Origin of the sequence: Undibacterium sp. GrIS 1.2 (genome assembly GCF_040544435.1) — a bacterium.
GTDB lineage: Bacteria > Pseudomonadota > Gammaproteobacteria > Burkholderiales > Burkholderiaceae_D > Undibacterium.
The window spans coordinates 76,536-91,109 of the sequence record NZ_JBEONP010000010.1 but is presented as its reverse complement, the minus strand read 5'-3'; the positions used below and the strand labels follow the sequence as shown (position 1 = coordinate 91,109).

The following is a 14,574-nucleotide window of genomic DNA, read 5'->3' as shown; positions in this document are numbered from 1 at the left end:
ATGACATCTTCTTTTTCTGGCATAGCATCCGGACCATTTGTACGTCGCTTGAGCCGAAGTGCAAAAATTGTATATGGCTCACGTCAAGTTGTCGTTGGTGGTTCTGCACCAGTGGTGGTTCAGTCGATGACAAACACGGATACCGCTGATGTAATTGGTACTGCCATTCAAATTAAAGAGTTAGCAAGGGCTGGTTCTGAACTGGTAAGGTTGACTGTTAATAATGCGGAAGCTGCGGCAGCAGTACCAGCGATTCGTGCGCAATTGGATAAGATGGAAATAGATGTTCCCTTGGTTGGGGATTTTCATTACAACGGACATACGTTGCTAAAAGACTTTCCTGATTGTGCCCGGGCTTTATCCAAGTATCGTATAAATCCAGGAAATGTAGGGCAGGGCGCAAAACGCGATACTCAGTTTGCACAGATGATAGAGATGGCATGTTTCTACGACAAGCCTGTTCGTATCGGAGTGAACTGGGGGAGTCTCGATCAAGCTTTACTCGCTCGCATTATGGATGAAAATGCACAGCGTGCAGAGCCGTGGAGTGCGCAAACGGTGATGTATGAGGCGTTGATTACATCTGCAATAGAAAATGCACAACGAGCTGAAGAGCTAGGTTTAGCTGGCGATAAGATTATTCTGTCTTGCAAGGTTTCAGGAGTGCAGGATTTAATTGCTGTATATCGAGAACTTGCGCAGCGCTGTGACTATCCTTTGCATTTAGGCTTGACAGAAGCAGGTATGGGCAGCAAAGGTATCGTGGCATCGACAGCAGCACTATCTGTGTTGTTGCAAGAGGGGATTGGCGATACGATTCGTATTTCTCTTACTCCTGAGCCAGGCGGTGATCGTTGTAAGGAAGTCGTAGTTGGGCAAGAAATTTTACAGACGATGGGTTTAAGAAAATTCACTCCTATGGTGATTGCTTGCCCAGGATGCGGGCGTACTACTTCTACTGTATTCCAAGAATTGGCAGATAGTATTCAAACCTTTTTACGCGATCAGATGCCTGTTTGGAAAAAACAATATCCCGGTGTGGAAAGCATGAATGTTGCGGTGATGGGCTGTATCGTAAATGGTCCCGGAGAATCCAAACATGCCAATATTGGAATTAGCTTGCCTGGTACTGGCGAGTCTCCTTCTGCGCCAGTTTTTATTGATGGAGCAAAGGCGTTAACTTTGCGAGGCGATAACATCTCAGAAGAATTCCAAGCTATCGTATTAGATTATGTGAAGACTCATTACACTCCGTCTACTGTGTAACAAACGTATTTGGCTAATAAATAATTAGGTTGTAAAGTATGTCTGAAAATAAAAAAATAGAAAAAATCGTTGGCGTGAAAGGGATGAATGACCTTCTTCCAACCGATTCTCCCTTATGGGAATTGTTTGAAAATACGGTGCAGTCTGTTTTGAAGAGTTATGGCTTTCAACAAATTCGTACGCCTATCGTTGAGCCTACGGCCTTATTTGCTCGCGGTCTTGGTGAAGTTACTGATATCGTTGAGAAGGAAATGTACTCCTTTGAAGATGCAATGAATGGGGATAAATTAACCCTGCGTCCAGAGAACACGGCCGGCGTTGTGCGTGCAGCACTAGAGCATAATTTGACTTACGAAGGTCCACGACGTCTTTGGTACAACGGCCCCATGTTTAGGCATGAAAAGCCGCAACGTGGACGCTATCGTCAATTCCATCAAGTAGGGGCTGAGGCTTTAGGTTTTAGTGGTCCTGATATCGATGCAGAATTAATCATGATGTGTCAGCGTCTTTGGGATGATTTAGGTATGCAAGACTTACGTCTAGAACTAAATTCGATTGGTGACGCAGAAGAGCGTATTAAGCATCGTGTAGCATTGATTGCCTACTTTGAACAACATGAAGATATTTTAGATGCCGAGGCGCAGCGACGTTTGCATAGTAATCCACTGCGTATTCTTGATACTAAAAATCCGGCAATGCAAGAAATGGTAAATTCTGCACCTAAGCTGCTTAGTTATCTTGGTGAAGAGTCTATGTCACATTTCTTGGGTGTTCAAAAAATATTGCGTGACAATAGTATTCCATTCACGATCAATACACGTCTGGTGCGAGGCATGGATTATTACAACCGTACAGTTTTTGAGTGGGTAACTGATCAATTGGGTTCACAAGGTACAGTGTGTGCTGGTGGTCGCTATGATTCCTTATTTAGTATTTTCGGCGGTAAACCTACTCCCGCTTGTGGCTTCGCAATGGGCATTGAACGATTGTTGGAGTTAATGAAAGCATCTGGCGAAACACATGCGCCAGCCCAATGCGATATCTATCTTGTGCATCAAGGTAGCAAAGCACAAGAACAATCTTTCGTATTAGGCGAGCGTTTGCGCGATGCGGGGCTAGATGTTGTGTTACATTGCGCAACTGCAAGCGGTGTAGGTAGTTTTAAATCGCAAATGAAAAAAGCAGACGGTAGTGGAGCAGCCTACGCAGTCATCATTGGTGAGGATGAGTCCGCATCGAATACTGTCAGTATCAAGGCAATGCGCACGGAAGATATGGAGAATAACCAAGTCACGGTGCCGTTTGATACTGCTGTTGATTACTTGGTTGACCAGATCGCTGGGATCGGTGATGCAGGCGAATGCTGTGACGATCCAACTCATATTCATATTCATCACTAGACTTTATACAAAATGGCATACGATCTCGAAGAACAAGAGCAATTAGACACTCTCAAAGCATGGTGGAAACAATACGGCAACCTGGTTACTTGGCTGTTGGTAATCGCTTTATCTGCTTACGCTGCATGGACGGGTTGGACCAGCTATCAGCGTGATCAGTCAAGTCAGGCGTCACAATTGTATGACGTGCTACAAAAGGCAGTACAAGCTAAAGATAATGCAGAAGTGCAGCGAGCGGCTAATGATGTTGTCGAAAAATTTTCTAAAACACCATATGCGGCTATGTCCGCATTGACAGCAGCTAAGAGTGCTTTTGATGCTGGAGATATCAAAGTAGTCAAAGCCCAATTACGTTGGGTCATTGATCATAGTAGCGTGGAAGAATATAAAGCGATCGCAAAAATCCGTTTAGCAGGTATTGCCTTGGATGAAAAAGCTTACGATGAAGGACTAGCTTTTTTATCAGGTGATTTTTCGTCAGAATTTGCTGGAGATATTGCTGATCGGAAAGGCGATATTTATCTCGCTCAAAATAAACCTGTAGAAGCCCGCGCTGCATTTCAGAGCGCATTAGAAAAGACAAAAGAGAAAAATCCTGCGCGTCAGTTAATCCAGATAAAGCTCGATGCTCTTGGTGGTGCCGAGGCTAAGCTTGCAAGTAGTTCAGCTAGTAAATAATAGGAGTAGTTCATGCATTTTTCTGGCAAATTGCTGGCCTCATTAGTATTGCTTTCCCTCGCGGCTTGTTCCTCTATGAATCCGTTTGCGAGTAAGTCTGAAACAAAAAATATTCCGGCGACCTTGGAGGATTTTACCGTGACCATGCCAGTGAAGACTCTTTGGTCAAGCTCGGTTGGCTCATCAGGTGAATATGTATTTACGCCTGCTCAAGTTGGTGCGGATATATATGCGGCTGCAGTGGATGGTACTGTAATTAGATTGGATGCTGCTAATGGTCGGGCGGTCTGGCGTATCAATGCAGGTTCTTCTTTGACTGCTGGAGTTGGTGCTAGCGCTTCTGTAGTAGTTGTTGCAGGGCGAAAAGGTATGTTATTCGCTTTTGATACCGAGGGTAAGTTGCGCTGGAGTGTGCAAACTTCCAGCGAGATACTTTCCTCTCCAGCTGTCGCCAAAGATGTTGTGGTTGTTCGTAGTATGGATAACAAAATCGCGGCGTACGATATAGCAACAGGAACAAAAAAATGGTCTGTCGAGAGACCACTGCCAATTTTGACCTTACGTACTATTCAAGGCATCGCAATCGCGGATCAGTGGGCTATAGTCGCATTGCCTGGTGGTAAGCTAGCATCTTTTTCTTTAACTAATGGCGGTTTGCGTTGGGAGATTGCTGTTGCAGATCCTAAAGGTGCGACTGAGCTTGAGCGAATTACCGATGTTTCTGGAACTCCGTTTATTATCGGAAATGAGGCTTGTGTTTCTGCTTATCAAGGACGTGTTGGTTGTTATGACTTAACCACTGGTGCTGCGCGCTGGGCGAAAACTTTATCCAGCGAAGTTGGTGTAAGTGTAGATGAGCGATTTGTTTTTGCAGCGGATAATTCGGGTGCTGTATCCGCTTATGCTCGTAGTACCGGTGCTAGTGTTTGGCGAAATGATAAATTAGCTTACAGGCGTTTGTCCGCACCAATTTCTTTCGGTCGAGCTGTTGCTGTTGGCGACGGTTCTGGCTTTATCCATTTTCTCTCACGAGAGGATGGTTCTTTCATCGGTCGTATTAGTACCGATGGCAGTCAAATTTTGGCAGCTCCAACTGTAGTTGGCTCGAGTTTGATCGTTCAAACCAAATCAGGGGCAGTGGTTGCATTGACAACCGAGTAATACTAAATGAAGCCGGTTATTGCACTTATAGGTCGACCAAATGTCGGCAAATCCACGCTGTTCAATCGACTTACTCGCTCTCGTGATGCGTTAGTGGCAGATCTTCCTGGTTTGACAAGGGATAGACATTACGGTGAGGGACGTATTGGTGAACGTCCATTTTTGGTTATAGATACTGGTGGTTTCGAGCCCGTTGCCAAAGAAGGCATCATGCATGAAATGGCCAAGCAAACTAAGCAGGCTGTAGCTGAGGCTGATGTGGTTGTGTTTATCGTTGATGGACGTCAGGGTTTGACTCCGCATGATAAAACTATTACGGATTTTTTGCGAAAATCTGGACGCTCCGTGATGTTGGTAGTAAATAAAGCTGAGGGTATGAAATATAGCTCTGTTACAGCCGATTTTTATGAATTAGGATTAGGCGATCCGTACGTCATTTCAGCAGCGCACGGAGATGGCGTAACAGATTTAGTTGAGGAGTCGTTAGACATTGCGTTTGCGCAAAGACCTCCAGAATTGGAGGAGCCAGATGATGTCGTAAGGGGAATCAAGCTCGCGATAGTTGGGCGTCCCAATGTTGGTAAATCAACTTTAGTTAATACACTATTGGGCGAGGATCGGGTCATAGCATTTGATATGCCCGGCACTACCCGTGATTCGATTGAAATTCCTTTTGAGCGCGATGGAAAACATTACACTTTGATTGACACAGCGGGTATTCGCCGCCGTGGAAAAGTGTTTGAGGCAATAGAGAAATTTTCTGTAGTCAAGACTTTACAATCGGTTTCGGAAGCAAATGTTGTGTTGCTTATGCTCGATGCGCAGCAAGATATATCTGAGCAAGATGCACATATAGCTGGCTTTATCTTGGAGTCTGGACGAGCCTTAGTTATTGGTGTCAATAAATGGGATGGCTTGCAAAGCGACAGACGCGATGAAATCAAATTGGATATTGAACGTAAGCTGAATTTTTTGACATTTGCTAAGTTTCATTTTATTTCTGCTTTAAAAGCTAGCGGTATCGCTCCTTTAATGAAGTCCGTCGATGCTGCTTATGCTGCAGCAACAGCGAACTTATCTACGCCAAAATTAACTCGTGCGCTGATAGAAGCTGTTGAGCATCAGCAGCCGAAGCGTAAAGGCTCGATAAGACCTAAGCTGCGTTATGCCCACCAAGGCGGTCAAAATCCACCCATTATTGTTATTCATGGCAATGCCTTGGATTCCATTGGTGATGTATATAAACGCTATTTGGAAAAACATTTTCGAGAAACCTTTTCTTTAGTGGGAACCCCTTTGCGCATAGAAATGCGCTCAGGTAAAAATCCTTTCTCTAAAACTGAAAAATAAGAATTTTCATTTGATCGTTGGTGGATCTAGCAAGCAGCACAAGCGAAAATAGATTACAGTTACAAGGTAATCAACTATTGGGACTCTTGAACTTTTGCAATGTGTCCCCAACTCCTGATCACAACAACATATTGGAGCTGTTATGAGTAATAAAGGGCAACTGTTACAAGACCCGTTCTTGAATGCACTTCGTAAAGAACATATTCCTGTATCCATCTATTTGGTGAATGGCATTAAGTTGCAAGGTCATATTGAATCTTTTGATCAATACGTAGTTTTATTGCGTAATACAGTGACGCAGATGGTATACAAACACGCCATTTCTACTGTTGTTCCCGCACGTGCTGTGACCATCAATACTGAGTCAGAGCCCGAGTAATTATTAGGCATTTATTTTTTGAAAAATAAAATTTTTCTATGCGCGCCGTTTTAATCGGTGTGGACTTCGGTAAAGATGATTTTGCCGCTAGTTTAGAAGAACTATCTCTGCTCTCCCGATCTGCGGGGGCAGAGCCCATGACAACCATTACCTGCAAGCGCTCTAGTCCTGATGCTGCGTTATTTGTAGGCTCTGGTAAAGCGGATGAGATTGCAAATACCATTGCTGATGCTGAGCTCGATATTGCAATCTTTAATCATGCATTATCACCTGCGCAACAGCGGAATTTAGAGCGACGTTTGAAAATACGGGTGGTAGACAGAACTAGTCTGATTCTTGATATTTTCGCGCAGCGTGCTCATAGTCATGAAGGTAAAGTCCAAGTCGAATTGGCGCAGTTGCAGCATCTTGCTACAAGGTTGATACGCGGCTGGACTCATCTGGAGCGACAAAAGGGTGGTATTGGTTTGCGCGGGCCTGGAGAGACTCAGCTTGAAACTGATCGCCGTTTAATCGGTGACCGAGTTAAAGCACTTAAAGCTCGTATGGATAAGTTGCATAAGCAGCGTGAAACACAAAGACGTTCGCGTGGTAGAAGCCACACCTTTTCAGTATCTTTGGTTGGTTATACCAATGCTGGTAAATCTACGTTATTTAATTCGTTGACGAAGGCGGGTGCTTACGCAGCAGACCAGTTGTTTGCTACGTTAGACACTACATCACGACGTTTGTATCTTGCCGATGCAGGTAGTGTTGTGATATCTGACACGGTAGGGTTCATCAGGGAGCTACCGCATCAATTGGTCGATGCATTTCGTGCTACTTTGGAAGAGACAATTCATGCCGATTTGTTGTTGCATGTAGTTGATGCAAGTAGTCCAGTGCGCTTAGACCAAATTCAACAAGTTAATGACGTATTGAAAGAGATCGGTGCTGACCATATTCCTCAATTATTGGTTTGGAATAAGATCGATTTGGCTGGCTTGGAGCCGAGTTTGGAGCTAGGTGAGTATGATAAAATTCAAAGAGTTTTTTTGAGTGCGCAAACTGGTGCCGGAGTAGGTTTGTTGCGGCAAGCGGTTACAGAGTTTGCTAAAGACTATGCATTTAAAAGAAACAATCCAGTAGAGATCGCCCAGTTTGATGATGCGCGGTTTGTCTAAAAATTTATTCAGTATTAAGTCTATTTGTAGTTCAACTCATTATTTTATTGGATAACGACAGAATGTTCGTTTCACTTCTAAAAAAAATTGGCTTAACGATGTCGTTGAACGATCCTCAGTGGGGTCGTGGCTCTCAAAATAACGACAAGGATGGCAAGAAGCCACCTGAGGGTCCACCCGATTTAGAGAAATTATGGCGCGACTTTAATGAACGCATTAGTCGTTTCCTAGGCTCAAAAAATAATGGTAATAACGGCGGCGGTGGTGGCGGATTCACTCCTGATGCTGCCAGTGCTAAATTAGGTGTAAGCATCATCGTTGTTGTGCTGGCGTTTATTTGGTTAATCAGTGGATTCTTCATTGTTCAAGAAGGTCAAACCGGCGTTATTACGACATTTGGTAAGTTCAGCCATACAACAATGTCCGGTTTTAACTGGCGTTGGCCTTACCCGATTCAGGCTCATGAAATCGTCGACGTTTCTCAGGTACGCACCGTCGAAGTTGGTTATCGCTCTAATGTAAAAAATAAAGAGCCAAAAGAAGCACTGATGTTGACCGAGGATGAAAATATCATCGATATTCAGTTTGCCGTTCAATATAAATTAAAGAGTGCGTCTGATTGGCTGTTTAATAATCGTGATCCAGAGGGTATGATCAAGCAAGTGGCAGAAACTGCGATTCGTGAAGTTGTAGGGAAAAGTAAAATGGATTTTGTTCTGTACGAGGGACGAGAAAAGGTAGCGCAAGATGTCGGTGCTTTAATGCAGCAAATTCTTGAACGGTATCAAGCCGGTGTACAGGTTGCGAATGTCACGATGCAAGGTGTGCAGCCTCCTGAGCAAGTACAAGCAGCTTTTGATGATGCCGTAAAAGCAGGTCAGGATAAAGAACGTCAAAAAAATGAAGGCCAAGCCTACGCAAATGATGTGATCCCGAAAGCACGTGGTGAGGCATCGCGCATGTTGCAAGAGTCGGAAGCATACGAGTCAAGAATTGTAGCGACCGCCGAAGGTAATGCATCGCGTTTTAAGCAAGTGTTGGCTGAATATCAAAAGGCGCCTGCAGTTACGCGAGACCGTATGTATCTTGAAACGATGCAGCAAATTTTCTCTAGTACGACTAAAGTCATGATGGATTCTAAGAGTGGTAACAATATGATTTATCTTCCTTTAGATAAGTTAATTCCAGCGTCGGATAATGCCAATGTTAAGTCCTCACCTTCATCTGTAACAACGACACCGGCAGCACCAACCCCGCAAGTAACTGAGCAGATTCCGACGGTTGAGTTGCGCTACAGTAAAGACGGCAGATCCCGTGATAGTCGTGATTCTCGTGATCGGGAGGTAAGATAATGAATAAGTTATTTTCCTCGATACTTGCACTCATCATTGCAATCATGATTTTGTATTCCACGATTTTTGTTGTGGATCAAAAATCATATGCCATTGTTTTTGCATTAGGTGAAGTAAAAGCGGTGATTAGCGAGCCAGGCTTGCATTTCAAATTACCACCACCGTTTCAAAATGTTTTGTTTTTAGATAAACGTATTTTGACGATAGATACTCCAGATGCAGATCGTTTTATTACGGCAGAAAAGAAAAACATACTGGTTGATGCTTTCGTAAAATGGCACATTATTGAGCCAAAATTGTATTACGTTAGCTTTAAGGGTGATGAGGGCAGAGCTCGTGATCGCTTATATCAAATTGTGAAAGCAGCCTTAAATGATGAAATCACTAAACGTACTGTACGTGAAGTTATTTCGGGTGAGCGTGGCAAAGTTATGGAAGCGATCCGCGTCAAAGTTACTGATGAGGCAAAGCAAATCGGCGTAGAGATTATTGATGTGCGATTGAAACGCGTTGATTACGTAGATCAGATCAATAGTTCAGTTTACGATCGAATGAAAGCAGAGCGTACTCGCGTGGCTAATGAATTACGCTCTACAGGATCTGCCGATTCCGAAAAAATCAGAGCAGACGCAGATAAACAAAGAACTGTAATTCTGGCGGAAGCATATCGTGAGGCTGAAAAGATGCGTGGCGCTGGTGATGCTGAAGCGTCACAAATCTATGCGCAGGCATTCGGTCAAAATCCAGAGTTTTACAAATTTTATCGCAGCTTGGAGGCATATCGTGCCAGCTTTAAAACTAAGAACGATGTGATGGTAGTTGATCCAAATTCTGAGTTTTTTAAATATTTTAAAGCGCCTGGCGTAGGTGGCTCAAGTGGTTCAGCCGTCGCTCCAAGTAAGTCAAAGTAATTAATTTATTAAGTAATACTCGTAACTGACAAGGTGATAACGTAGGTCGTGCTATCTAATATGATGGCAGACCTACGTTTGTTGCGTTTGAGGTTTGATAATTTGTTGTTTGTTTTTATTTGATTGTAAGCTCATGCCAAATTGGCTTTTACCGGAAAATATTGCTGATGTTTTGCCATCCGAAGCACGCAAAATAGAAGAGTTACGACGTGTGTTGTTGGACAATTTTAGGTTGTATGGCTACGAGTTGGTCATGCCACCTTTACTCGAATACATAGAATCCTTGCTGACAGGTGCCGGTCAGGACATGGATTTGCGTATGTTTAAATTGGTTGATCAATTATCCGGCCGAACCATGGGAGTTCGGGCTGATATGACAACTCAGGTCGCAAGGATTGATGCGCATTTACTGAACCGTAATTCTGTAACGCGTTTATGTTATGCAGGCAGTGTATTGCATACGCGCCCGTCTGGCCTGCATGCAACACGTGAGCCGATTCAGATTGGTGCTGAAATTTATGGGCATGCTGGTTTAGAGGCGGATGCCGAAATCCAGGAATTAGCGTTAGCTTCTTTAGCAATAGCAAATATCTCAGAAGTGCACCTTGACCTTTGCCATGTCGGTGTACTGAGATCGCTGTTAGAAAGTGATCCCGTTGCTAAAAAGCATGCGTCCAGTTTATTTGCCTTATTGGAAGCGAAAGACTTACCTGCAATAGAGTTAATTTCTAAAGAGTTTAGTCCGGTCGTAAGGCAAGCTTTGTTGGATTTGCCTAAGTTATATGGCGATATCTCGGTGATTGAGCGCGCACGCGCCATATTGCCGCCATTTGCTGGAATTGCTGTTGCCTTGGATGAGCTTGATTATCTGGTGAAGCTCGCCGGTAGTGCGAAAGTTACGATAGATTTGGCAGATTTACGTGGATATCATTACCACAGCGGAGTAATGTTTAATGCTTTTGTGCCAGGCTTACCAAATGCAGTTGCTCGCGGCGGACGTTACGATCATGTTGGTGAAGCTTTTGGCCGTGCTCGCCCAGCGACTGGATTTTCACTTGATTTGCGCGAGCTAGCGCGTCTAATGCCATCGGCAGAGCGCAAAGATGCGATCCTTGCCCCATGGAGTAAAGATCCTGCACTGCGAATAAAGATTGGTGAATTACGCAAAAGTGGAGAAATTGTTATTCAAAGTTTGCCAGGTCATGAGAGCGAACAGGACGAATTTGACTGTAATAGGGCAGTCGTATTTGATGGTAGTCATTGGATTCTTAAAAGTGTAGGTTAAGTGATGTCACAAAATAAAATCGCAAAAAACGTCGTCGTTATTGGTACCCAGTGGGGCGATGAAGGTAAGGGCAAAATCGTTGACTGGTTGACGGATCATGCGCAAGGCGTGGTTCGTTTTCAAGGTGGACATAATGCTGGTCACACTTTGGTGATTGGTGGGCAAAAAACGGCGTTGCAATTGATTCCCTCTGGCATCATGCGCGCTGGCACTGCTTGCTATATCGGGAATGGCGTTGTGTTGTCAGTACCTGATTTATTACGTGAAATTGATAAACTGCAGGCCAATGGCGTAGAGGTTGTATCGCGCCTCAAAATTTCAGAAGCTTGCCCGGTAATTCTGCCTTACCACACGGCACTTGATGCAGCGCGTGAAGTAGCGCGTGGCGCGGCCAAAATTGGTACGACTGGAAAAGGCATCGGCCCAGCGTATGAAGATAAAGTCGCTCGTCGTGCGATTCGCGTTGCCGATTTGCTTAACGCAGAACGCTTTGCTGAAAAACTCAAAGAGAATCTGGATTATCACAATTTTGTGCTAACCAATTACCTCAAAGCGCCAGCCGTTGATTTTCAAAAAACATTGGATGATACCTTGGCAAATGTGCCGCGTATCCGTCCTATGGTTGCCGATGTTTCTAGCGCCCTTTATGCCGCATATAAAAATGGCGCTAGCTTGCTGTTTGAAGGTGCCCAAGGCAGTTTGTTAGATGTGGATCATGGCACATACCCATTCGTCACTTCTAGCAATTGTGTAGCTGGTAACGCTGCCGCAGGCTCTGGTGTTGGCCCAAATATGTTGCATTACATTTTGGGAATTACTAAAGCCTATACAACCCGTGTTGGCTCTGGTCCTTTCCCTTCTGAACTGCCGACGGATCAAGGTGTTGGAAAACATTTAGCTAGCGTTGGACATGAGTTTGGTACAGTCACTGGCCGCGCTCGTCGTTGCGGCTGGTTTGATGCAGCACTGCTGAAGCGTTCTGTACAGATCAATGGCGTGTCTGGCATGTGCTTAACCAAGCTAGACGTGTTGGATGGTGTTGATACATTGAAGCTGTGTACTGGCTATACCGTTGATGGTAAAGCCGTGGATATCTTCCCGGTTGGCGCCGAAGAGGCAGCTCGTTGTGTCGCTGTTTATGAGGAAATGCCAGGCTGGACAGAAACAACCGTAGGTGCAAAAAGTATGGATGCCTTGCCATTGAACGCGCGTAATTATATTAAGCGTATTGAAGAATTAGTTGGCGTGCCCATTGATATGGTTTCTACTGGCCCGGATCGGGAAGAGACTATCGTTTTGCGTCACCCATTTCTATAATTCAGCAAATAAATAAAATAAGGGAAGTAAGATGACGTTGCCAGCTTCAACAGATAAAGATTTATGGGTTTCATGGGAGTCTTACCATCGCTCCGTCGAGCATTTGGCGTTAAAAGTATATGAGTCTGGTTGGAAGTTTGACCAGATTTTATGTCTCGCGCGTGGTGGCTTGCGTCCCGGTGATACTTTATCCCGTATTTTTGATGTGCCATTGGCAATTTTATCGACTAGCTCGTATCGTGAAGACGCGGGTACAGTGCAGGGATCATTGGATATAGGTAAATATATTTCGATGACTAAGGGTAGTTTGCAAGGACGCGTTTTAGTGGTGGATGATCTGGTCGATTCCGGTGTCACCTTAGAAAAAGTTTTGCATCATCTGCGTGAAAATTTCCCAGGTGTTACTGAGGCCAAATCAGCCGTCATTTGGTATAAGGCTTGCTCGACTGTAAAGCCAGATTTTTATCTGGATTACCTTGCAAGCAATCCTTGGATACATCAACCTTTTGAAGAGTACGACAGTATTCGACCACAGCAATTAAATGCTTGGCTAAAAAAAGGTGAGACAAAAGAGTAATCATCATGATGGGAGCAAACAAAATTTGCTCCCGTTTTTTTTGATATTGACGAGACATAGATAATTCGAATTAACAGAAATCAAGCCTCACGCGAATTCAAAACTAATTACTCAATAGAAATACAAAATCGGTATTACCTATTGTTGAGAGTGATATTTGGTTCATGGATTTATTGAGTTAAATATACTCCCCTATATTTTCAATAAAAATGCTGTATTGTCCAATTAATCTCTCGACGATTAAAATATACTCACTATCAGTATTAATATTTTAGGAGCGTTTAGATCTGTCAATGATGTTCGCATAGCTGCTTATAGTGACTCTTAGTTCGTATCTGTTCGCAGCTTGTGAACAAATATAAAGCGGTATGGTGTTGCTTGAAATTCCGGTTGTTGTACACATAACCAAACTATTCAACGATTGATTACATAGCCTAAACAATTAAGATAAATAAGCAAACAGGCAATCAAAATGATCAGTAAATATTAACAAACAACGGACAAATAACATATGCACTACGGTGAACGTTTCAACAGTATCAGCCATACAGTCGGCGCCGCTTTGGCTGCTATCGGCGGTACTGTCTTAATCGTACTCGCAGCAAAATCTGGTGATCCTTGGAAAATAGTTAGCTTCAGTATTTATACCGCTACCTTATTGATTCTTTATCTGGCGTCCACGCTTTACCACAGCCTGCGTGGAGGAGCTAAAAATGTGTTTCAAAAATTTGATTACTGTGCAATTTACTTATTGATTGCCGGAAGCTACACGCCGTTCACCCTGGTGACCTTGCGTGGTGCTTGGGGATGGACCTTGTTTGGCGTAGTCTGGGGCTTAGCGTTGGCCGGTATTCTTCAGGAAATATGGCTGGCTAAAGGCGCGCGCATTATGTCGCTGATCATTTATGTAATGATGGGCTGGTTGGCATTGATCGGCATTAAGCCTTTATTCACTGCGCTAGGCCCATATGGCTTTGCATGGCTTGCTGCAGGAGGGCTGTTTTATACTTTAGGAATTGGTTTTTATGCTACCGATCATAAGGTGAAGCATGGTCATGGCGTATGGCATCTTTTTGTTTTGGCTGGCAGTATTTGCCACTATGTTGCAGTTTTATTTTACGTTGCCTAGTGATCGTAGGTAAAAGACTGATAGATTTAATTTCTTTAGTAATCAGTATGTTATCTGCAGAGCAGATGAGATAAAAAGCTAGGAGATTTATAAATATAACGATAGTTTTAGATGGGCTTGAGCAAAGATCGGAGTTGATTTTTAGATCGAACACATTTGCTTCGTTTGTGTCATCAATGAGTCGTGTATTCGCAGTTATAATCTTAAAACCGTTCGCTGAACAGATGAGATTTCTCCGCAATCAACTCAGCGACCAAATACTCGATGTGTAATGCATTGAGTAGTGAGTAGAAGCTAGAAGCGGTGTTGAGCGAAAGCGAAAATGGAAACGAATTTAGTCATCCAAATAGCAAAAAGCCTCGTTGAAAAATCAACGAGGCTTAAAATACTTGGTGCCCACGGAGGGACTCGAACCCCCACACCCGAAGGCACATGGACCTGAACCATGCGCGTCTACCAATTCCGCCACGTGGGCAACGAAAGACGTGATTATAAAGTATCCGCGTACTAAGTCAATAGCTTGGCCAGTCCAGGGACGTAAGATAGAGAGTAAAGTTAGGCAATTTGCTTGCTCTCCGGTAAACTAAGTACTTCCTGTAAAAGTGA

The 14,574-nt window shown here is 43.8% G+C and carries 13 protein-coding genes and 1 tRNA gene; 13 read left to right on the top strand and 1 reads right to left on the bottom strand.

The window, feature by feature from the left end; translation table 11 throughout:
* The 13 genes from ispG to trhA all read left to right on the top strand — a co-directional run bounded on the left by ispG (nucleotide 1) and on the right by trhA (nucleotide 13,968).
* Entirely contained in the window at nucleotides 1-1,266 is a 1,266-nt protein-coding gene (ispG, locus tag AAKU61_RS06295) for a flavodoxin-dependent (E)-4-hydroxy-3-methylbut-2-enyl-diphosphate synthase (RefSeq protein ID WP_354330576.1), read from the top strand.
* 38 nt (nucleotides 1,267-1,304) lie between these two features.
* Nucleotides 1,305-2,666, top strand: coding sequence for a histidine--tRNA ligase (gene hisS, locus AAKU61_RS06290; protein ID WP_354330574.1), 1,362 nt, complete (start codon nucleotides 1,305-1,307; stop codon nucleotides 2,664-2,666).
* 12 nt (nucleotides 2,667-2,678) lie between these two features.
* Nucleotides 2,679-3,344, top strand: coding sequence for a YfgM family protein (locus AAKU61_RS06285; protein WP_354330572.1), 666 nt, complete (start codon nucleotides 2,679-2,681; stop codon nucleotides 3,342-3,344).
* A 12-nt stretch (nucleotides 3,345-3,356) separates the two neighbouring features.
* Nucleotides 3,357-4,505, top strand: a complete 1,149-nt coding sequence (gene bamB / locus AAKU61_RS06280) for an outer membrane protein assembly factor BamB (RefSeq protein WP_354330570.1) — start codon at nucleotides 3,357-3,359, stop codon at nucleotides 4,503-4,505.
* Between the two features lie 6 nt (nucleotides 4,506-4,511).
* Nucleotides 4,512-5,855, top strand: a complete 1,344-nt coding sequence (der, locus tag AAKU61_RS06275) for a ribosome biogenesis GTPase Der (protein ID WP_354330568.1) — start codon at nucleotides 4,512-4,514, stop codon at nucleotides 5,853-5,855.
* Nucleotides 5,856-5,997: 142 nt separating this feature from the next.
* Nucleotides 5,998-6,234 carry an RNA chaperone Hfq gene (gene hfq, locus AAKU61_RS06270; protein WP_322119080.1) on the top strand — a complete coding sequence of 79 codons (237 nt, stop codon included), beginning with the start codon at nucleotides 5,998-6,000 and terminating at the stop codon, nucleotides 6,232-6,234.
* Between the two features lie 38 nt (nucleotides 6,235-6,272).
* The gene (gene hflX, locus AAKU61_RS06265; RefSeq protein ID WP_354330567.1) at nucleotides 6,273-7,397 is read left to right on the top strand and encodes a GTPase HflX; all 1,125 of its coding nucleotides are present in this window, start codon (nucleotides 6,273-6,275) and stop codon (nucleotides 7,395-7,397) included.
* 62 nt (nucleotides 7,398-7,459) lie between these two features.
* Nucleotides 7,460-8,749, top strand: a complete 1,290-nt coding sequence (hflK, locus tag AAKU61_RS06260) for an FtsH protease activity modulator HflK (protein ID WP_354330565.1) — start codon at nucleotides 7,460-7,462, stop codon at nucleotides 8,747-8,749.
* Entirely contained in the window at nucleotides 8,749-9,660 is a 912-nt protein-coding gene (hflC, locus tag AAKU61_RS06255) for a protease modulator HflC (RefSeq protein ID WP_354330563.1), read from the top strand. The genes hflK and hflC overlap by 1 nt, the downstream gene beginning before the upstream one ends.
* A gap of 133 nt (nucleotides 9,661-9,793) precedes the next feature.
* The gene (locus AAKU61_RS06250) at nucleotides 9,794-10,945 is read left to right on the top strand and encodes an ATP phosphoribosyltransferase regulatory subunit (RefSeq protein ID WP_354330561.1); all 1,152 of its coding nucleotides are present in this window, start codon (nucleotides 9,794-9,796) and stop codon (nucleotides 10,943-10,945) included.
* Between the two features lie 3 nt (nucleotides 10,946-10,948).
* Nucleotides 10,949-12,262, top strand: coding sequence for an adenylosuccinate synthase (locus AAKU61_RS06245; RefSeq protein WP_354330559.1), 1,314 nt, complete (start codon nucleotides 10,949-10,951; stop codon nucleotides 12,260-12,262).
* 37 nt (nucleotides 12,263-12,299) lie between these two features.
* Entirely contained in the window at nucleotides 12,300-12,839 is a 540-nt protein-coding gene (locus tag AAKU61_RS06240) for a phosphoribosyltransferase (protein WP_322121577.1), read from the top strand.
* 511 nt (nucleotides 12,840-13,350) lie between these two features.
* Nucleotides 13,351-13,968 carry a PAQR family membrane homeostasis protein TrhA gene (gene trhA / locus AAKU61_RS06235; protein ID WP_354330557.1) on the top strand — a complete coding sequence of 206 codons (618 nt, stop codon included), beginning with the start codon at nucleotides 13,351-13,353 and terminating at the stop codon, nucleotides 13,966-13,968.
* A gap of 390 nt (nucleotides 13,969-14,358) precedes the next feature.
* Here the strand turns inward: trhA and AAKU61_RS06230 are convergent.
* Nucleotides 14,359-14,443, bottom strand: a tRNA-Leu gene (locus AAKU61_RS06230).
* Nucleotides 14,444-14,574: the final 131 nt, after the last annotated feature.